This window comes from Streptomyces sp. R44 (assembly GCF_041053105.1).
Taxonomy (GTDB): Bacteria; Actinomycetota; Actinomycetes; order Streptomycetales; family Streptomycetaceae; genus Streptomyces.
Genome location: NZ_CP163444.1, coordinates 175,352 through 192,973, shown reverse-complemented (window position 1 = coordinate 192,973; position 17,622 = coordinate 175,352). Strand labels below are relative to the sequence as shown.

Annotated in this window: 17 protein-coding genes and 4 pseudogenes; 12 read left to right on the top strand and 9 right to left on the bottom strand. The window is 69.5% G+C overall.

Annotated features, from left to right (window positions below):
• Positions 1 to 283: 283 nt before the first annotated feature.
• Positions 284 to 640, bottom strand: a complete 357-nt coding sequence (locus AB5J54_RS01010; RefSeq protein ID WP_369141938.1) for a hypothetical protein — start codon at positions 638 to 640, stop codon at positions 284 to 286.
• A complete protein-coding gene (locus AB5J54_RS01005; protein ID WP_369141937.1) occupies positions 591 to 1,160 on the bottom strand; it encodes a hypothetical protein in 570 nt (189 codons plus the stop codon). Before AB5J54_RS01005 ends, AB5J54_RS01010 begins: the two co-directional genes overlap by 50 nt.
• Before the next feature lie 81 nt (positions 1,161 to 1,241).
• On the opposite strand from AB5J54_RS01005, the gene AB5J54_RS01000 reads away from it, so the two are divergent.
• Both AB5J54_RS01000 and AB5J54_RS00995 read left to right on the top strand, forming a co-directional pair.
• The gene (locus AB5J54_RS01000) at positions 1,242 to 1,484 is read left to right on the top strand and encodes a hypothetical protein (protein WP_369141936.1); all 243 of its coding nucleotides are present in this window, start codon (positions 1,242 to 1,244) and stop codon (positions 1,482 to 1,484) included.
• A gap of 206 nt (positions 1,485 to 1,690) precedes the next feature.
• Positions 1,691 to 2,911 (top strand): alpha/beta hydrolase family protein, encoded by a 1,221-nt coding sequence (locus AB5J54_RS00995; protein WP_369141935.1) that lies wholly within the window; start codon positions 1,691 to 1,693, stop codon positions 2,909 to 2,911.
• A gap of 193 nt (positions 2,912 to 3,104) precedes the next feature.
• Here the strand turns inward: AB5J54_RS00995 and AB5J54_RS00990 are convergent, their stop codons facing one another.
• Complete coding sequence (locus tag AB5J54_RS00990) at positions 3,105 to 3,974, bottom strand: NAD(P)H-binding protein (RefSeq protein ID WP_369141934.1); 870 nt, start codon at positions 3,972 to 3,974, stop codon at positions 3,105 to 3,107.
• Between the two features lie 130 nt (positions 3,975 to 4,104).
• Here AB5J54_RS00990 and AB5J54_RS00985 point away from each other — a divergent pair, with 130 nt between their 5' ends.
• Positions 4,105 to 4,560: a MarR family winged helix-turn-helix transcriptional regulator gene (locus AB5J54_RS00985; protein WP_369141933.1), complete on the top strand. Its 456-nt coding sequence runs from the start codon at positions 4,105 to 4,107 to the stop codon at positions 4,558 to 4,560.
• Positions 4,561 to 4,873: 313 nt separating this feature from the next.
• Here AB5J54_RS00985 and AB5J54_RS00980 read toward each other — a convergent pair whose 3' ends face one another.
• Complete coding sequence (locus tag AB5J54_RS00980; protein WP_369141932.1) at positions 4,874 to 5,440, bottom strand: TetR/AcrR family transcriptional regulator; 567 nt, start codon at positions 5,438 to 5,440, stop codon at positions 4,874 to 4,876.
• 157 nt (positions 5,441 to 5,597) lie between these two features.
• Between AB5J54_RS00980 and AB5J54_RS00975 the strand changes: the two genes are divergently transcribed.
• Positions 5,598 to 7,082, top strand: coding sequence for an MFS transporter (locus AB5J54_RS00975; protein ID WP_369149180.1), 1,485 nt, complete (start codon positions 5,598 to 5,600; stop codon positions 7,080 to 7,082).
• Between the two features lie 28 nt (positions 7,083 to 7,110).
• Positions 7,111 to 7,262, top strand: a pseudogene (locus AB5J54_RS00970) (IS5/IS1182 family transposase); the annotation flags it as partial.
• A 322-nt stretch (positions 7,263 to 7,584) separates the two neighbouring features.
• On the opposite strand, the gene AB5J54_RS00965 reads toward AB5J54_RS00970, so the two are convergent.
• Together AB5J54_RS00965 and AB5J54_RS00960 are read right to left on the bottom strand one after the other, a co-directional pair.
• Positions 7,585 to 8,664 (bottom strand): IS701 family transposase, encoded by a 1,080-nt coding sequence (locus tag AB5J54_RS00965; RefSeq protein WP_369141931.1) that lies wholly within the window; start codon positions 8,662 to 8,664, stop codon positions 7,585 to 7,587.
• A 169-nt stretch (positions 8,665 to 8,833) separates the two neighbouring features.
• On the bottom strand, positions 8,834 to 9,184 hold the full coding sequence (locus AB5J54_RS00960; RefSeq protein ID WP_369141930.1) for a DoxX family protein: 351 nt from the start codon (positions 9,182 to 9,184) through the stop codon (positions 8,834 to 8,836).
• Between the two features lie 97 nt (positions 9,185 to 9,281).
• Between AB5J54_RS00960 and AB5J54_RS00955 the strand changes: the two genes are divergently transcribed.
• From AB5J54_RS00955 to AB5J54_RS00945, 3 genes and pseudogenes are all read left to right on the top strand, one after another.
• The gene (locus AB5J54_RS00955) at positions 9,282 to 9,713 is read left to right on the top strand and encodes a helix-turn-helix domain-containing protein (protein WP_057606767.1); all 432 of its coding nucleotides are present in this window, start codon (positions 9,282 to 9,284) and stop codon (positions 9,711 to 9,713) included.
• A 378-nt stretch (positions 9,714 to 10,091) separates the two neighbouring features.
• Positions 10,092 to 10,849: pseudogene (locus AB5J54_RS00950) on the top strand (IS5 family transposase); the annotation flags it as partial.
• Positions 10,850 to 11,012: 163 nt separating this feature from the next.
• A complete protein-coding gene (locus tag AB5J54_RS00945) occupies positions 11,013 to 11,732 on the top strand; it encodes a Clp protease N-terminal domain-containing protein (RefSeq protein WP_369141929.1) in 720 nt (239 codons plus the stop codon).
• Between the two features lie 391 nt (positions 11,733 to 12,123).
• On the opposite strand, the gene AB5J54_RS00940 is transcribed toward AB5J54_RS00945, so the two are convergent.
• Both AB5J54_RS00940 and AB5J54_RS00935 read right to left on the bottom strand, forming a co-directional pair.
• The gene (locus AB5J54_RS00940; RefSeq protein ID WP_369141928.1) at positions 12,124 to 12,525 is read right to left on the bottom strand and encodes an SMI1/KNR4 family protein; all 402 of its coding nucleotides are present in this window, start codon (positions 12,523 to 12,525) and stop codon (positions 12,124 to 12,126) included.
• Positions 12,526 to 12,919: 394 nt separating this feature from the next.
• Positions 12,920 to 14,047, bottom strand: a complete 1,128-nt coding sequence (locus AB5J54_RS00935) for an NADH:flavin oxidoreductase (RefSeq protein WP_369141927.1) — start codon at positions 14,045 to 14,047, stop codon at positions 12,920 to 12,922.
• A gap of 118 nt (positions 14,048 to 14,165) precedes the next feature.
• On the opposite strand from AB5J54_RS00935, the gene AB5J54_RS00930 reads away from it, so the two are divergent.
• From AB5J54_RS00930 to AB5J54_RS00920, 3 genes and pseudogenes are all read left to right on the top strand, one after another.
• Positions 14,166 to 14,600, top strand: a complete 435-nt coding sequence (locus AB5J54_RS00930) for a MarR family winged helix-turn-helix transcriptional regulator (RefSeq protein WP_369141926.1) — start codon at positions 14,166 to 14,168, stop codon at positions 14,598 to 14,600.
• A gap of 240 nt (positions 14,601 to 14,840) precedes the next feature.
• Positions 14,841 to 15,086 carry a hypothetical protein gene (locus AB5J54_RS00925; protein ID WP_369149179.1) on the top strand — a complete coding sequence of 82 codons (246 nt, stop codon included), beginning with the start codon at positions 14,841 to 14,843 and terminating at the stop codon, positions 15,084 to 15,086.
• A 109-nt stretch (positions 15,087 to 15,195) separates the two neighbouring features.
• Positions 15,196 to 15,434, top strand: a pseudogene (locus AB5J54_RS00920) (IS1380 family transposase); the annotation flags it as partial.
• Between the two features lie 183 nt (positions 15,435 to 15,617).
• Here the strand turns inward: AB5J54_RS00920 and AB5J54_RS00915 are convergent.
• Positions 15,618 to 15,780: pseudogene (locus tag AB5J54_RS00915) on the bottom strand (IS1380 family transposase); the annotation flags it as partial.
• 313 nt (positions 15,781 to 16,093) lie between these two features.
• Here AB5J54_RS00915 and AB5J54_RS00910 point away from each other — a divergent pair.
• The gene (locus tag AB5J54_RS00910) at positions 16,094 to 17,593 is read left to right on the top strand and encodes a DHA2 family efflux MFS transporter permease subunit (RefSeq protein WP_369141925.1); all 1,500 of its coding nucleotides are present in this window, start codon (positions 16,094 to 16,096) and stop codon (positions 17,591 to 17,593) included.
• The last annotated feature ends 29 nt before the right edge of the window (positions 17,594 to 17,622 follow it).

The window sequence follows — 17,622 nt, the reverse complement described above, 5'->3', positions numbered from 1 at the left end:
TGAATGCGCAGCACGGAACTGGTCCCCCCGTCCCCCGTCCCCCGGCGACAGCGATCCCGGCGACGGATCCTGGCACCCCCGCTGCCCGAAGTCATGCCGTTGGAGGGCGACGCGTGTCGGCCACTGACGGGAGCCCGCCGGGCCGGCCCGGATCAGTCCTCCGTCCGGCAGCGAGACCATCGGCGACGTCCGGTGCGGCTACGAGATCAGCTCCTCGCCCGGCGGCCGGACTCGGCAGCGGGACCGGGGACCGTCAAGGGTGCTTCACGGGTGGTCATGTCCCTCACCATCCCGTCGGCAGGCTGCCGAGGAACGGAACAAGTCGGTCGGCGATCACCCGGTCGTCGTGAGCCCAGGTGTGCCGGTCGCAACCGAGGAAGTCCAGGCCCGACTGATCGAGGAACCAGTAATGGACCCCGCTGTCGCCGGCGTCGTTGCACGCCTCCACGACCTGCCGTACATGCTCGGCGTTTGTGTCGAAGCCGACGGCCACGAGGGCGGTGCCGGGACCGTAGCGCGTCCGCAGTTTCCGGAGGAAATCGCCGTAGGCGGTGCGGAAGGCGGCCGCGAGGCTGTCGGGCGTCCACGGTTCACCGGGGGTGAGGTCGGAGAAGTCGTTGGCGCCGAGGTTGACCACCACGATCTGGGGGCGGCCACGTCCCCGGCTTCTGCCAGACGTCGCCGTCCACGTTCAGCAGGGCGCGGTCGTAGTAGGTCCGGTACGTGACGTCAGGGGAGATGCCGGCGACGTTGCGCACCATGCCGAGGCCGGAGAAGCCGTTGATCTGGTAATCGGCGTCCAGCCGCTGGGCGGTGAGGGCGCCGTGGCTCACGTCGGTGTTGGTGTTCCTCTTGAGCTGCTCCGGATCGCAGACGCGGGTGCCCGAGACATTGCCGTAGCCCACCGTGAGGGAGTCCCCGATGAACTCGATCTGGCGGTCCCGGGGCGCCGGCTTGCTCAGTACGGCGCCCCCGGGCGCGGCGACGAAGCCTCCGAACGTGCTGGTGTCCCCGGGGGTGTCGTTGCGTTTGACGACCCGGACCGTGTGCTCGCCGTCCCGCAGGCCGTCGATCCAGTGCGTGGTGTCGCCGGGTGTGACCAGGGCCAGCGCCTTGCCGCTGCCCTGGTTGATCAGCTCGTACCACGCGCCCCCGTCCACCGTGGTCGCTGGCGCGGACCCGGTCGCGCCCAGCCCTGCCAACGGCGCCGCCGGTAGCGGGTTCCGGTCTCTGAAAAACACATGCCGACCACCCTGCGGTGGGGCACCAGCCTGATGGGCGTCACGGCGATCACGGCCTTCGCGCTGTTCCTCTCCCACCACTACCTCGGTCTCGGCATGGGAGGTATGGAACGGGCCGCCGCTTTCCCTCTCCTGTTCTGGGCGCTGATTGTCGGCGTTCGCGGTGTCATACGCCGGGCAGGTCGTACGCCCGAGGCGATGCCGGCGGAATGTCTCAGCCGCGTCGGCTGGGAGCTCTGGTGAGGTCCGGTCGGCCCTTCGCCCGGCCGGGCGCGGCACGTACATCGGCCGGGTCGGAGCCAAGTTCGCCGACATCGACCGACAGCGTCGCCCCAGGGTGTACACCCGTGGGCCGATGTTGCGGGGGAGGGGCACGTGACAGCGTTGTTCTGTGCGCACGGACCGCCCGTCGCAGCACGATTGACGACCCGTCACCTCGGGAGGGGCCCATGACCGACACACCGTTCATCAGCCGGAAGGGCATGACGCGACGCAGCATGCTGGGGGTGGCGCTGGCCGCCGGGGCCGCCGTGCCGCTTGGCGCCGTCGCCGGACCCGCGTGGGCCGGCCCGGCCGCGGCCGCCCCCGCCGCGGCGCGGCTCATGCTGCCCGGGCCGACCGGGCCGCATCCCGTGGGCACGGTCCAGCTGCACCTCGTCGACCGGTCGCGTCCGGACGACATCGCGGGCCCGGGGCACTTCCGTGAGCTGATGGCCTCCGTCTGGTATCCCGCCCGGAACGCTCAGCGGTACCCGGTGGCGCCCTGGATGCCGGCCGGTGCGCTTGAGGCGTTCCTCGCCGATGTCGGGTTCAGCGACCTTGTGCCCCTGGCGCCGCTCACCGCCGGCCACGTCGGCGCTCCGGTACAGCGAACGAGCCGGCGGCTGCCGGTCGTCGTGTTCTCGCACGGCGCGCACAGCCACCAGGGCGATCACACCGTCGTGGTCCAGGAGCTCGCCAGCCACGGATACGCGGTGGTGACGGTGGCTCACCAGTACGACACCTACACCGAGTTCCCCGACGGCCGGATCGCCGTCCCGTCCCGTGACAGGCAGGCGCCGACGCGGCCGGGGGACTTCGCCGCCGACCTGCGCTTCGTCATCGACTGCGTCGAGCAACTCGCCGCCGGGTGCAATCCCGACGTCGACCGCAAGCAGCTGCCGGCCGGGCTGCTCGGCTCCCTCGACCCGCGGCGTATCGGCGCGTTCGGCTGGTCGAAGGGCGGGACGGCCACCGCCCGCGCCACGCTCGCCGATGAGCGCATCCGAGCCGGGCTGAGCCTCGACGGCCCGATGCAGATGAACCCGCCGCTGTCCGAAGACCTGGACCGGCCGTTCATGATGATGTCCGCCGAGTTCACCCGAGCCACGGATCCCGCGGTCGCCGCGTTCTGGTCGCACCTGCGCGGCTGGCGGCTGAACATCGAGGCCCAGGGCGCCTCCCACGTCTCGTACGGCGACAACGAGGCGCTCTTCCCGCAGGTGGCGAAGTTGTTCGGGTGGAGTGCGCAGCAGCTCCAGGAGGTGATCGGCACCCTCGATCCCGACCAGGCGGTGAAGATCCAGCAGGCGTATCCGCTCGCGTTCTTCGACGAGCACCTGCGCCACCGCCGGGGTCATTTGCTCGACGGGCCGTCCCCGGCCTTCCCGGCAGTGACGTTCCTCCCCTGAGTACGCGGGAGCGCAGCCCGCTGTCCCTCGCGGGTCCGTGAGGGAGCGGGACCCCTGGTGAGCCGGCGGCGGCGTTCGGCGGAAGCCGGCATGAAGGCGCGTCGGAGTGTCCTCGCGCCGCCTACGGCTGGGTGCTCGTCTCCTGGCCGTGAGCCGCCCCCTCACAGCCGTGCGCCTCCAGCGGCGGTCGGGGCTACGGACGGGCGGTGGCATCCGGTCGGAACGCGCCGGCGTTGCGCGCGCACCACTGCGCGAACGTCCGGGGGCGGCGGCCGAGCAGCTTCTCCACGGTGTCGGTGCGGAACCCGACGGTGTCGGCGCGCATGAGTGCGAACCCCTCGGTGATGGCGTCGGCGAGCGCCCGGGGCACCCCGCGGGGGAAGCGGGAGCGGACGGCCTGTGCCGGTGTGAGCGCCGCGCGGACCTCGATGGGGCGGCCGGCGGCGGCAGCGATGATCTGGACCTGTTCTGTGACGGTGAGGGCCTCGTCGCCGGTGAGGACGTACTCCTCGCCCTGATGGCCGTTCTCGGTGAGTACGAGGGCGGCGACGGCGGCGATGTCGACGGGATCGATCGGCGCGTAGCGGCCCGGACCGACCGGGTCGAGGACGTACCCTTCCTCCCGGATCGTGGGCGCCCATTCGAGGGCGTTGGTCATGAAGCCGCCGGGTCGCAGGACCGTCGTGGGTATGCCGCAGGCGCGGACGATCTCCTCGCGCTCGTGATGCCAGCGGCCCATCGCGGGCATCGGGTCGCCGAGGACGTTGGCGGAGGACAGGTGCACGATGTGGCTCACTCCGGCGGCCTGTGCGGCGGCGACGGCGTGGGCGGTGTGGTCCGTGCCGATGCCCGGAGTGAGCAGGAACAGCTTGTCGACGCCGGCGAACGCGGGTGCCAGCGTCGCCGGCTCGTCCAGGTCGCCGACGACGCCCTTGGCGCGCGCGGGGAGGGCGGCGGCGCGGGCGGGGTCGCGGATGAGAGCGCGGACCTCGGTGCCCGTCCCGTCGAGTTCGCGGACGAGCTCGTGGCCGATGTTTCCGGTGGCCCCGGTGATCAGTATCATCAGTCCCCCTAGAGTTGTTAGCCGTCTAGCGATTTCCGCCCGGAACGCTAGCCGGGAACTGATTAGCCGTCAATCGACCTGTGGGGCTGCCTACTTGGACAGCCGATCCCGCTCACCACCGGAGGCTGTGATGCCCGAGTTCCTGGACCTGCACAGCAGGACGACGAAGGCGCTCCGGGCTCTCGCCGAGGGAGCGATGCGCCGCCACGGACTGCACCTCGGGCAGAACCTGCTGCTCGCGGAGTTGTGGAAACAGGACGGCCGCACCCCTGGCGAGGTCGCCGCCGCGCTGAACGTCACGACGCCCACGGTCGTCAAGATGTCCACCCGGATGACCACCGCGGGGCTGATCACCCGCCGCCGCGACGACCGGGACAACCGCCTGGTCCGACTCTGGCTCACGGACGAGGGGCGCGCACTGCAGGAACCGATCGAGGCCGAACGGCGATCCATGGAGGAGAAGGTCACGGCGAACCTCACCGAGAACGAACGCAGGCACCTCCTGAGCGCCCTGGCGAAGATCCACCGATCGGCAAGCGACTTGCTGAACGCCCCGGGCGGTCACGTCGACTCGGCTGCCACCTGACAAGCCGCGGAGAGGCCTCGCCGTACCTGACGGCCTGGCTGCCTGACCAATCTGACTACCTGGCCGAGCGCGTCCGCCGTTTCGGCTGATGCCCCCCACGCGCTCGTCCGCGAACCCGATGCCTGCCATTCGTGCCTGGACGTGGTCTTCACCCCGATCGCCGGCGACGGCCCGCCGATCGGCCGGCTGATGCGGCCAGGTCGCGTGAGCCGGCCAGGGGTCGGATACCTGCGTCGGCCGGGTGTGTGTCGGCGAGCGCCTCACGGCGTCCTGGCACCGCGTCCGGAGGCTGGTCGCGGGAGTCGGGGTGAGGTCACAGCAATCGGTCGACCAGCCCGTCGATGTAGTCAGGCGTGAGCGGGACCATGCCGAACAGGACACGGATGTACATCGGGGCCAGGATGTGGTCCAGCACGTCGAACGCGTCGGGTGCTTGCTCGCCGCGTTCGCGGGCGCGATCGAGCATGGACTGCAGTTGCCGGGTGCGTTCGGCGCGGAGGTCTTCCGCCGCCTGCACGCCCTGCTCGCCGCTGCTCGACAGGGCGACGGCCAGGCGCACCACCGCCACACCGTCAGGGCCTGTGATCTCGCGGGCAACCTGGGCCGCGTAGGTGCGCAGGTCGCCGTCCAGGCTCCCGGTGTCGGGCATCGGCGACTGTGCGTTGAGGCGGGTGAGCGCCACGTCGGTGAGCAGGGTCTCCAGGTTGCCCCACCGGCGGTAGATGCTGCTGTCGGCCACGCCCGCACGGGCTGCGACCTCGCCGACGGTGAAGTTGCCGTAGCCGCGCTCACTGATCAGGTCGGTGACCGCCTGGTGCACCTCCGCGCCAATGCGGGCGCTGCGTCCGCCGGGTCGCCGGGCGGGCTGTCGCTCACTCATGCCCCCACCTTAACGCAGGAAGGACTTGCGTTTGTGGGCCGACCCTCCTTACAGTCGCCTAACGCAGTCGCTGGCTGCTTTAGGGCGCTCGGGTGTATCGCCACGGGCATCGACGTGGCCGGGTGGCCGGGCCCCACTGACGATGGAGAGGAACCCCATGGCTGAATCGCATGCGGCTGCGGCTGCGGCTTCAGGCAGCCGATCAAACCGGGCCGTGCTGCTCGCGGTGACCTGCCTGGGCCAATTCATGGTCCTGCTCGACAACACGATTGTCGGAGCGGCGCTGCCCGATATGCAGCACCGGCTGCACACTCAGTTGACCGGTCTGCAATGGATCGTCGACGCGTACGTACTGCTGGTCGCCATGCTGCTGCTGTCCGGCGGTGTCTTCGCCGACCGGTTCGGCCGCAAGCGGGTGTATCTGACCGGCGTGGTGGTGTTCACCGCCGCCTCGGTGCTGTGCGCCCTCGCGCCCTCGCTCGGCTGGCTGGTCGTCGGCCGGGTGCTGCAGGGCATCGGGGCGGCAGCGCTGAGCCCTGCCTCGCTCGCCCTGCTCGTCGCCGCCTACCCCGTGCCGCAGGAACGAGTCAGGGCGATCGGGCTGTGGGCCGGATTCAGCGGGATCGGTCTGGCAGCGGGCCCCGTGGCAGGCGGCGTGCTGACAGACGCCTTCGGCTGGCCCGCCATCTTCCTGGTCAATCTGCCCATCGGCGTGGTCCTTGTGCTGGTCGGTCTGCGCAGCCTCGAAGAGACCCGCAATCCGAGCGCCCCCGCGATCGACGTCCCGGGGACGGTGCTGTCCGCTCTGGGGGTGGGCGCGCTGACCTACGGGCTGATCGAAGGGGGTGCCCGCGGCTGGACGTCGCCGGTGATCCTGGGAAGCTTCGCCGCCGCGGCGATCCTCCTCGCCGCCTTCACCGCCGTCGAAGCGCGCCGCCGCGCACCGTTGCTGCCGCTACGGCTGTTCCGGCAGCGTCTGTTCACCGTGTCCAACACCGCCATGACCGTGGTGGGGTTCGCGCTCATGGGCTCGTCGTTCTTCTTCTCGCAGTTCTTCGTGTACGTCCAGGGGAGCTCGATCCTGCGCGCCGGTCTGCAGACCCTGCCCACATCCCTCGGCATGGTGATCGTCAGCCCGTACGCGGGCCGGCTCGCCGCCCGGCACGGCTTCCGGATCGTGGTCACCACCGGCCTGGCGCTGGCCGGCCTGGGACTGCTGGCGCTCGGCACGGTGCACGCGGACACCGGCTACGGGAACGTGTGGTGGCGGCTGGGAATCGTCGGCATCGGCTTCGCCCTGACCATGTCCCCTCTGACGGGAGCCGCCATCCAAGCGGTCAGCCCGCAGGAGGGCGGCCTCGCATCAGGCATCAGCAGCACCACCCGGCAGATCGGAGCGGTGCTCGGCGTGGCGGTACTCGGAGCCGTCGTCCGCACCCGGCAGTCCGGCGGCGCCTCCTTCGAGGCCGGCCTCAACAGCGCCTTCGTCACGGCCGGCGCCATCACCTTGGCCACGGCCGTAATCACGGGCCTGTGGCTGGCGAGGTCCAAGCCCGCGGAACGCTCCGCGGCCACGGAACGCTCCGCCGACCCAGATGCGGCCACCACCTTGAAGGAGGCATCCGTGAACAGCCCGAACTGAACCACGATCACCCCGTGGTTCGTTTCAGCCACTGATCGCTCGCCGCGGCACCGAGCACGGCTCCGGCCTGGGCGCCCGGCGCTGGGTCGTAGGGCGCGCGTTCGCCCTCCTGATCGTCTCAGGCTCGCGTGCGCATTGATCCGCTGGAGGCGGCCCAGGTCATCGCGCGGGCAGCGCTAGGAGATGTCGTCAAAGTGCCACGCTCACATCAGGAGCGAGGGTCACGGCTGCTGGTAGAACGGGGCCGTGCCCGCTCCGGAGCCGGCACGGATGACTCTCTTGCCCGGCGGCCCCATCCCCCTCCGCCCCGGTCTTCACCATGGAGCCCGCTTTGCCCCAGCGGACAGGTGCTACCCGCCCGATATCCCTGCTTGTCGCTGGTAGTGGCTGGTGCGCGAGCGTGCTTCGTGCTGGCGGCGCCATGCGGACCAGTGCAGGCGGTGGGCGAGGTCGCGGGCCGGTGCGAGCAGGGCTGCAAACAGTCTTTGGACCTCGTTGCAGGTCAGCGGGCTGAGCTCGGGGGTCGTGGTGGTCGTGGCCCGTTCGATGGCGGTTGTGACGGCCGCGCGAGCATGGCCAGGGTCGTCCAGCGGTGCCAGGAGACCCAGCGACGGACCTGGTGCTCGTCCAGTCCGGCCAGGCTCTTCGCGGCTTGGAAGGTCTCCTCGACTGTCCAGCGGCGGCCGGCCACCTTGACCAGTGCGGTCAGGGGGACGGGGCGGGGTGAGTAGCAGCGGTAGTAGGCGAGTTCGCCGGTGCGTCGGTTGCGTCGCACGAGCAGCCACCGATGCCCCGAGGCGTCACTCGGGCTGGTGATCTCGACCTGGGCCCAGTCATAGAAGCGGTGGCCCTTGGCTCCGGCTCCCGCCGACAGCCGCTGCCAGGCCTTCTTTGGCAGGCTGTGGGCCAGCACGCCAGCCGGGATGATGCCCGCGTGGGTGGGGACGGGCCGCTTGCGCGAGATGGCCAGGACGTAGCCGATCTGACGCTGTTCCAGGTCGGCGCTCAGGTGCGGGTCGCCGCCGTAGACCTCATCACCGGTGACCCACCTGGCCCGGACTCCGGCGTCCAGGGCCTGGGCGATCATCTCGGTGGCCAGGGCTGGCTTGGTCGCGAACCTCAGGTCGTCGGGGATGCCGACCGAGCGGCACCGCTGCGGGTCCTGGGTCCAGGACCGTGGGATGTAGAGGCGGCGGTCGATGGCGGCGTGCCCGGCCGCACTCGCGTAGACGAGGTAGACGGCGACCTGAGTTCTCGATCCGGCCCGCGGTTCCGGTGTACTGGCGCTGGACCCCGACGCTCGCGGTGCCTTCTTCAGGTCCCCGGTATCGTCGACGACCAGTACGGCGTCCTCGTCGCCGAGGTGCTCGACCACGAAGTCCCGTACGTCGTCACGCACTCGGTCGGCATCCCAGCGGGCCCGGCTGAGCAGGTGCTGCATGCCGGCCGGGCCGGCATTACCGGCGTGCTCGGCGATCGTCCAGCAGTTCTTCCTTGGCAGGTCCGCGAGCAGCCCCTGCACGAACGCCCTTGCTCGGCGGCGGGGTTCCACCCGGGCGAACCGGGCCGCCACCTTGCCCATCAGGCCCTCGAATACCGATTGCCACCGAGCAGGATCTACGCTGTGGCCCACGGCCACCGGCTGATCTTCGTTCGTCGACACAACTCACGATGATCGACGGTGGCCGTCCTCATCGGAGACCGGCCTCACTCAGCACGATCAAGGCCGGCGTCAGACCGGCTGTCCGCTGTCAGAGGGTGGCGGCACGCAGCACGATCAGGGCGACGGAGGCCATAGTGAGGACCACCGCCGGAGACGCTCCCTTGCGGTCGCCGACGCGCAGGTGGAAGGCGACCGCCCCAGCGAAATAGAGCGTCAGGCCGATCGCGGCGGCGATTCCGACGGGTCCCCACCAGAGTCCGGCGATCACACCGGCCGCGCCCGCTATCTGAGCGCCGATCAGGAAAGCCATCATGCTCTGCGGCACTCCGAGGGTGGACATCTGCTCGGTGATGTGCCGCGTCCGCAGAGACTTGGCACCGGCCGATACCAGGAGAAGCGCCGCCATGAACACGGTGACGACGGCAAGGGAGACGAACATGGCTGAAACCTCAATCGTGCGAGATGCGAGTAAGGGGGCGTGCGCACCTCGACGACGATAGGCGGCCGTCAGGTACCTCCAGGTAACCTTCGGAGGCATGAGCCTGCGCCCCGGAATCGCCTTCCTCGCCGACTGTCCCGCTCTCCTGGCCATGGAGATCATCGCCAGCAAGTGGTCCATGGTCACGCTCTTCGCGCTGACCGACGGCCCGTTGCGCCACGGCGAGCTGGTCGAGCTGAGCGGTGGCATTTCGCGCAAGGTACTGACCCAGACGTTGCGCCGACTCCAAGCCAACGGGCTCGTCGAGCGGCACGCGTACGCCGAGGCGCCGCCGCGCGTGGAGTACGGCCTGACCGATCTCGGGCGAACCCTGGAGGAGCCCATCAGGATGCTCACCGCATGGGCGCGGGAGAACGGCGAGGCGGTCGTCACCTTCCGGGAAGCAGCCGAGGCGGCCAGGACCATCGAGGCGGATCAGGCGACCCCCGTGAAGACCCCTCATGTTGATGAGAACCCGAGCCGTTTCTGATCAATAGGAGAGGCTGGACCTGTAGACCCTGCCGTCGCCGGAGACTTGGCCATCCTCGTGATCGGGGCCCTCCTGAAAGAGGCCAACGACGACCGTCACCTCAGGGTCAAGCCCCTGGTCCTGAAGGCGCTCCCGCAACCGAACCCAGAGGGCGCTCGTACCAGTCCGCAGATACTCGGTGTACTGGAGACGATACTCGAAGCCATTGGCTCAGCCTTCCAGTCCGCCCGGCGCAGAGGCACGGACGAGGCCACCCACGATCGACGACGGGCGGCGGCAACGACAGGTCGCTCCGCAACAGTGATCAAGAACTACAGCTGGAGTACTAGTTGCTAGGTTCTGTCGTCTACGTGATCTCGGCTGGTGGATTATGGCCGGGTGATACGCCGTCATGAACTGACGGATGACGAGTGGGATTTCGTACGGCCATTGCTGCCTCGGACATCAATGGGGCGCCCTCGACTGGATGACCGGACGATGCTCAACGGGAGCGTGTGGAAGTTCCGGGCAGGGGTGGCCTGGCGGGACGTGCCCGAGCGGTACGGATCCTGGGCCAGCCTGCACACCCGCTTCCGCCGCTGGGCCACAGACGGCACGTTCGACCGGATGCTGCAGATCGCGCAGGCTCGGGCGGACGCGGCCGGGACATCGACTGGCTGGTGTCGGTCGACTCCAGCATCGTCCGGGCCCACCAGCACGCGGCCGGCGCCCGAAAAGGGGGCACCGCAGCCCGGCGCTCGGACGCTCCAGAGGCGGTCTGACCAGCAAGATTCATCTGGCCTGCGACGGCCTGGGCCGCCCGCTCGCTCTGGTGGTCACGGGTGGCAACACCAACGACTGCACCCAGTTCACCGCTGTGATGGAGGCGATACGCGTACCCCGGCTCGGGCCGGGACGGCCGCGTGTCCGGCCCGGCCACGTCATCGGCGACAAGGGCTACAGCTCGAAGGCGATCCGCACGTGGCTGCGGCGCCGGAACATCCCGCACACCATTCCGGAAAGGGCCGACCAGGCCGGCAACCGGGCCCGGCGTGGCAGCCGGGGCCGCCGCCCGCCGGCCTTCGACAAGCAGGTCTACAAGCGGCGCCAACGTCGTGGAACGGTGCTTCAACCGTTTGAAGCAGTGGCGCGGCATCTCAGCTGCTGTCCTTGTCGGCTTACTCCTCTCAATGCTCGGCCAGCTACCGAGATGCGTGCACAACTCGGCAATCGACAGGGCGGATCGGACCAAAATTGCCCAGGGACAGAATGAGGCAAGTACGCCTTGACAGTCTTGAATTGTCAAGGCGTACTTGCCTTATGACTCTCCCGGATCTGGACGATCTCATCGCGGAAGTCGACCGGAGATGCGACACCGCACACCGCCCCGGCGGGCAAGAACAGCCTGACTGGCTCGCCCTGCTGACCGTCGCCGCCCAACTCGGCGGCCAACTGCAGGCCCTGGCAGACGACCTGGTGGAGGACTACGTCGAGCACTGCCGGATGCACGGCAGTTCGTGGACAGACATCGGCACCGCCCTGGGCGTGACCCGGCAGGCGGTCCAGCAACGCTTCCATGCACCTCACAAGCGCTACAGCCCCGAGACAATGACCGACGACCTCCGCCAGGCGATGGTCCACGTCAAGCGGGCAGCCGTGCACCACCGCAACAACTACATCGGCACCGAGCACCTGCTCTGGGGGCTGACCGCGGAGGACAACAGCGCCACCCGGCTCCTGCAGACGGTCGGCGTCTCACCGGAGGAGGTCCACCGCTCCGTCGGAAGCCGACTGAGCATGGGAGCTTCCCAGGCGGCCGAACGGATCGCCTGGACTCCCTACTCCCGTAAGGCCATCGACATCGCGGAGGCACGATCACAGCAGCAGGGATCGGACCGCATCGGCTGCGAGGACCTGTTGATCGGCCTTGCCGGGGTCGGCCGCGGAGTGGCCGCCACCGTCCTGACCGAGGTCGGCTTCACCCTTGCAACCCTCGACCCCGCGCCTGTCGATAACCGAGCCGAGCGCGGGAGACCGTAAGGCGTACCGACGCCGCGCGCGCCGGAACCCGGACGCCGCCTCCCCAGAAGCGGGGCCGAAGGAGGTGGTCGCAGTGGGAGCCGGGCAGCCAGGGTTCCCCGATGGGCAGGCTGTGCCCGAGGTCGAGTTGATGGTTGGCGTGGTAGTACGCGGTCATGGCCAGGAGATGGGCGAACCGTTCATCGCGGACGGGCGCGGTGAGGACGAATTCGACGCCGTGGCCGTTGCTCTCGACCGTGGACCAGCAGCCGGCGGTGATTCAGGCCCAGCGGTCTCGACATGGGCTATCGATCGCTGTCTGCGCTGGCTCTGGAACACGGTGGAGAGGATCTCACGGCCGGCTTGGCTGCTCACTCGCCGCACGTGGTCGGCCATTTCGAAAGAGCGGTGGTCATGAGAGCGGGGGATGGGCATCGTCCCATTGCCAGCCGGTTTGAGGGAACTTCTCCAGCAGGGCTGAGAGGGAGGCTGCCTGAGGGATGGCGGATGACCAGTCTTCCGCGGAGACGTCGAGTGTCACCAGGGGTGGTGTGTCCTGGCGGAAGTCGTAGGCAAGCAGCTCGCGGCTTCCGTCCCCACCGATGACGACGGCGCCGGGGAAGCGTTTCTGGAATTCACCGGCCTCGTTGATGCCGATGAGCTCGTCCAGCGCATCGATCACCAGGAAGTCGTCAGCGGGAGGAACGAACTGACGCAGACTCCCCGTAGTGCACAAGAAGTCCCGGTAGTCCTGCGGAAACCGAACTCCGAAGTGGTGCTCGACCCGCGCGATCGGGTCGTCAATCGAACTCATGAGGCAGTTCTATCAAGGGGGGCCTTCAGCTCAGGCGCTGGGCGAGGGCAGCGGCGAACTGCTCATGTGTCCCTGGGGCGACAGGGCTTGGCTGGTTGCGTGCCGCTCGTGGGTGCGGGCTTGGGTCGGCGAGATGACCTTCGTCGCATCCACACTGTCACCATCGTTTGCCGGCCGGCGGGGCTGGCGACCGGCGTCTCCTTGACGGTCGCCAGAGAGGCGAGAGCCGGCGTCCGCCCCCGTCCATGGCGATTGCCGGGTGTCTGCTCTCGCGTCCGGCGGGTCGTGGTGGACGTGCTCCGGCAGGTCGCGTCTGGTGATTCCGTGGCCTCAGCGGGTACAGATGATCTTTGTGAGCTGCACCCGGCAACGACGACGGGGGGAGGGCTCGGGGTCAGCTCAGGGTGTTGACCGCGGCCGCGTCGTACGGCTTGAGCTCGTCCGTTCGTCCCGCCAGGACCTTTGCCGCCCATTCCGGGTCCTGGAGCAGCGCGCGGCCCACGGCCACCATGTCGAACTCGTCGCGCTCCAGGCGGTCGAGGAGGTCGTCGATGCCCTGAACCGGCGCGCCTTCGCCCGCGAAGGCGTGGATGAAGTCGCCGTCGAGGCCGACCGAGCCGACGGTGATGGTGGGCCTGCCGGTGAGCTTCTTGGTCCAGCCGGCCAGGTTGAGGTCGGATCCTTCGAACTCGGGTATCCAGTGACGGCGGGTGGAGGCGTGGAAGGCGTCGACGCCGGCCGCCGCGAGCGGGGCCAGGATCGCCTCCAGCTCCTGCGGGCTGTGGGCGAGCCGCGCGTCGTAGGCGTCCTGCTTCCACTGCGAGAAGCGGAAGATCACCGGGAACTCGGGCGAGACGGCCTCGCGGACCGCGGTCACGATCTCGGCGGCGAACCTGGTCCGGGCCACGGGGTCGCCGCCGTAGGCGTCGGTACGGCGGTTCGTGCCCGCCCACAGGAACTGGTCGATGAGGTAGCCGTGGGCGCCGTGCAGTTCGACGCCGTCGAAGCCGATGCGCTCGGCGGCCGCGGCGGCCTCGGCGAAGGCGCCGATGACGTCGTCCAGGTCGCTCTGGGTCATCGCCTTGCCAGTGCCCTCGGTGCCGTCGGGGCGGATGCCGGAGGGGCCCATCGCCGGAGCGTCGGCGTAGGGGTCCTGGCCCTGCTTGCGCACCATGCCGATGTGCCACAGCTGCGGCACGATCGTGCCGCCCGCCGCGTGCACGGCCTCGGCGACCCTCGCCCATCCCGCAAGCTGCTCCTCGCCGTGGAACCGCGGCACGCGGTCGCTCTGCCCGGCCGACTCGTGGCCGACGTAGGTGCCCTCGGTGACGATCAGGCCGACGCCGGCGGCGGCGCGACGGGCGTAGTACGACCGCACGTCCTCGCCGGGTACACCGCCGGGGGAGAACATGCGCGTCATCGGCGCCATCGCGATGCGGTTCGGGACGGTCAGGCCGTTCAGCGCGACGGGCCGGGACAGGATCTCGGCCGCGCGGGAGGCGGGGGACTCGGTGACGGTCACAGGGACGCTCCTCGTGGCAACTGCTTGACAACCTTGATGCTTGAGAACTTCATGCAATGCGGGAACGGTAGAGCGCAATGATTGAGGTAGTCAAGTATCTCCGGGTAGAGTGGCCCACATGACAGAAGCTCCCCGCATCGACACGGCCCAGCTCATGGAGCTGCTCTCCGTGTCGCTCGGCGTCTACTACGGTGACTTCACCGTCGCGGCGGCGAGTGAGAACCTCACGGCGAGCCAGGGCAAGGCCCTGACCGTGCTGCGGCGGGGACCCGCCGCGATGCGCGCCCTGGCCGAGACCATGACCTGCGACGCATCGAACATGACCGGAATCATCGACCGGCTGGAGAAGCGCGGCCTGGTGCGCCGCGAGGCCGGAGCCGCCGACCGGCGCGTCAAGTACGTCACCCTCACGGCCGAGGGCGAGCGCGTCACCGACGCGATCCGCGCGAAGATGCGCACCACGCAGGAGGGCCTGGACGGACTCGGCAGTCAGGACCGGGACACCCTGTACACCCTGCTGGAACGAGTCTTCGTCCCGCGACCCACCGCCTGACCCTCGCCGCTCCGACCGGCGCGTAGCGCTCACGGCCGACCGCGGGTGTACGAGCGCCTCGGGCCGTACCCGCCTGTCCGAGCCTTTGTCGGCGGTGCCGCGAGGTCTCGTAGGCGCCCGCAAAATGGCTGGTCACGGGTGCGGTCTGTGCAGGACCCTGAGCGTATGCCTCGACGTCTCATGTTCGTGCAGTTGAAGACTGGTTACAACACCGACCACGGACCCTCGTGGATCGGGTGGGTGGACTTCTCGAAGACCTGGAGTACCGCGTACTTCCGCGGGAGGACGTTGCGCCGGGCAGGGGGGATGTTCGATGCGAACTTCTACGACGTGCAGACCAACGAGGAGTTCTGGGTCTCCGGGCCGAAGCGGGACCGCACCGACACCCGCTACGGCCCCTCCAACCCTGAAATCGAGCCGGAAGCCGTCGAGACCTATCACGCCTTCCTGGAGGGCGCGCCTCTGCCTGGCCGGGAAAACGGCTGACCTCGCGCCCTGCTCACGCGCGCTGACCGCGATCCGCCACGCCAGGGCCGATGCCGCTGAGCGGGAATGGAAGCTGGCCGCCGTCGACGCCCCCGACGCCGGTGGCCAGGTCATCGTGGACATCGACGGGGTTCTGGTGCTGGCGCACTCCGAGAAGCAGGACGCCACGGCGACGTGAAAGCGGACCTTCGGACACCACCCCTTGGTTACGTTCGTCGACCGCGGGTCGGCCGGGTCAGGGGAGCCCTGGCCCAGTTGCCCAAGCTGTACCGGCGCGGCCGCCGCACCCTGATCCGCGCCAACTCCGCAGGCGGCACCCACGAGTTCCTGGACTGGCTCACCAGACGCGGCGCTGGCTGTCCTACCTCGATCGGTATGACGATCACCGACGCCGTCCACCACGCCGTGCTGCACCGAGGGCGTACGGCTGCTGGTCGGGGTGGGTTGTTGCTGTTCAGCCGGGTTCGGCAGGGCCTGGAGCCGGCCGAAAGCCGTGGTGATCACGTCGGTCCAGGGCCAGTGGCGGGCAGCGTCGGTGAGCCTCAACTGCGCACCGAGGTGAAGACGTTCTTTGCGTACGATCAGCCGCATCCCGGCCGGCCGACCCTTGAGGGATCCCCGGGCGGTTCGGCCACCCAGGCGCCATCGCGGAGCTGACCGTCGGGTTCGACCGCGGGGTCCAAGCCGAGTCCGGGACCCACCCGACGCGAAAGTCGGGCCATCAACGTGCCCATAGCCGCCCCGGCAAGCCGAAACGGCCCATCGGAGAAACCAACGGACCGTCACGAAACGTCGAGGCCAGGGGCTGAGGCCCTCCTGCGGCTGCTGGCCGGAGCCTGGGCCCCCAGCCTGGTTGCGTGCTGCATCGACCGTGCCGGTTCGGAAAATCGTTTGAGCGGGGGCGGCCGACCCGACAGGATCGGGAATACCGATGAGTTCTTCCCGGCGCCGAGGTCAGTCAAGGTGACCCGCTACGTGCGGAGGACACTCACATGACGGAAGGCGCCATGCTCGCACCACACGCAACACCCGACCTCCAGCCCGGCCGTGTCAGCGGCGTGCTGAGGATCCTCGTGCTGTCCACGTTCGTCGTCCTCCTCAACGAGACGATCATGGTCAACGCAATCCCGCGACTCATGCGCGAGTTCGAGGTCACGGCGGCAGCGGCAGGGTGGCTTTCCACGGCCTTCATGCTCACCATGGCCGTCGTCATCCCCGTGACCGGATGGTTCCTCCAGCGCGTGACGACGAGGACCGCCTTCGGCCTGGCCATGTCGCTGTTCCTCGTCGGCACGGCGCTCGCCGCGGCCGCGCCCGCCTTCCCCGTGCTTCTGGTCGCCCGCGTCGTCCAGGCCAGTGGCACGGCCGTCATGATGCCGTTGCTCATGACGACGCTGATGACCCTTGTGCCCCCGCAGGACCGCGGTCGTGTCATGGGCAACATCACCCTCGTCATCTCCGTCGCACCCGCCCTCGGCCCCGCGGCCTCCGGCGTCCTGCTGCAGCTGGGAACCTGGCGCCTTCTGTTCTTGGCGGTGCTGCCCATCGCCGGAGCCATGGCCATAGTCGGTCGGCGCAAGCTGGTCAACATCGGCGAGCCGCAGGCGGGCCCGATCGACTGGTTGTCCGTCCCTCTGGCGGCCGCGGGCTTCGGCGCCCTCGTCTACGGCCTGAGCGGCCTCGGCGCCGGGGACGAAGCGTCGGCGGTCGTGCCCCCGGAGGTCACGACCCTGGTCGGTGCGGTGCTGGTGGGCCTGTTCACCTGGCGGCAGCTGGCGCTGCAGCGCTCGTCCACACCTCTGTTGGACCTGCGGGCCCTGACGTTCCGGCACTTCTCCGTAGCGCTGGGCCTGATGTGCCTGTCGTTCATGGCGCTCATGGGCGCGTTCATTCTGCTGCCGATGTACCTGCAGGAGGTGTGCGGCCTGACCTCACTGCAGACCGGGCTGCTCCTCATCCCGGGCGGCCTGACCATGGGCCTGCTCGGGCCGCAGGTCGGAAAGCTCTACGACCGGCTCGGCGCGCCACGGCTGGTCGTCCCCGGAGCCGCACTCACCGCGCTCTGCCTCGGTCTGTTCGCCTTCACGGGCGCCCAGACCTCGCCGTGGCTGGTGCTCGCCCTTCATGTGGCACTGAGCGCCGGCATGGCGTTCGTGTTCACCCCCGTCTTCACCTCCGGACTGGCCGTACTCCCGCCGCACCTCTACCCCCACGGCTCCGCCATCCTGGGCTCGCTCCAGCAGGTCGCGGCCGCCGCCGGCACCGCCCTGGTCATCAGTGTCATGTCGGGCCGCGCTGCCACGGCGGCCGCCGATGGCGCCACCTCCACGGACGCCCTGGCCATGGGCATCCGGTGGGGATTCGGCGTCGGCGCCGTGCTCGGGGGACTGGCGGTGCTGGTGGCGCTGCTGGTCCGCACTCCGCCCGTTCCGGAACAGCCCGCTGCGCCGGAGACACAGGACGAAGACGGCACCACGACGAACGAGACCGCCCCTACGCCCACGTAGCGGCCTGGAGGCCCTGGGCTGAGGGGTGC

Excerpts from the sequence above, each read along its gene's own strand:
- AB5J54_RS01000 (WP_369141936.1), top strand. The coding sequence starts at position 1,242 with ATGCCGACCACCCTGCGGTGGGGCACCAGCCTGATGGGCGTCACGGCG.
- AB5J54_RS00995 (WP_369141935.1), top strand. The coding sequence starts at position 1,691 with ATGACCGACACACCGTTCATCAGCCGGAAGGGCATGACGCGACGCAGC.
- AB5J54_RS00990 (WP_369141934.1), bottom strand. The coding sequence starts at position 3,974 with ATGATACTGATCACCGGGGCCACCGGAAACATCGGCCACGAGCTCGTC.
- AB5J54_RS00985 (WP_369141933.1), top strand. The coding sequence starts at position 4,105 with ATGCCCGAGTTCCTGGACCTGCACAGCAGGACGACGAAGGCGCTCCGG.
- AB5J54_RS00980 (WP_369141932.1), bottom strand. The coding sequence starts at position 5,440 with ATGAGTGAGCGACAGCCCGCCCGGCGACCCGGCGGACGCAGCGCCCGC.
- AB5J54_RS00975 (WP_369149180.1), top strand. The coding sequence starts at position 5,598 with ATGGCTGAATCGCATGCGGCTGCGGCTGCGGCTTCAGGCAGCCGATCA.
- AB5J54_RS00965 (WP_369141931.1), bottom strand. The coding sequence starts at position 8,664 with ATGGGCAAGGTGGCGGCCCGGTTCGCCCGGGTGGAACCCCGCCGCCGA.
- AB5J54_RS00960 (WP_369141930.1), bottom strand. The coding sequence starts at position 9,184 with ATGTTCGTCTCCCTTGCCGTCGTCACCGTGTTCATGGCGGCGCTTCTC.
- AB5J54_RS00955 (WP_057606767.1), top strand. The coding sequence starts at position 9,282 with ATGAGCCTGCGCCCCGGAATCGCCTTCCTCGCCGACTGTCCCGCTCTC.
- AB5J54_RS00945 (WP_369141929.1), top strand. The coding sequence starts at position 11,013 with ATGACTCTCCCGGATCTGGACGATCTCATCGCGGAAGTCGACCGGAGA.
- AB5J54_RS00940 (WP_369141928.1), bottom strand. The coding sequence starts at position 12,525 with ATGAGTTCGATTGACGACCCGATCGCGCGGGTCGAGCACCACTTCGGA.
- AB5J54_RS00930 (WP_369141926.1), top strand. The coding sequence starts at position 14,166 with ATGACAGAAGCTCCCCGCATCGACACGGCCCAGCTCATGGAGCTGCTC.
- AB5J54_RS00910 (WP_369141925.1), top strand. The coding sequence starts at position 16,094 with ATGCTCGCACCACACGCAACACCCGACCTCCAGCCCGGCCGTGTCAGC.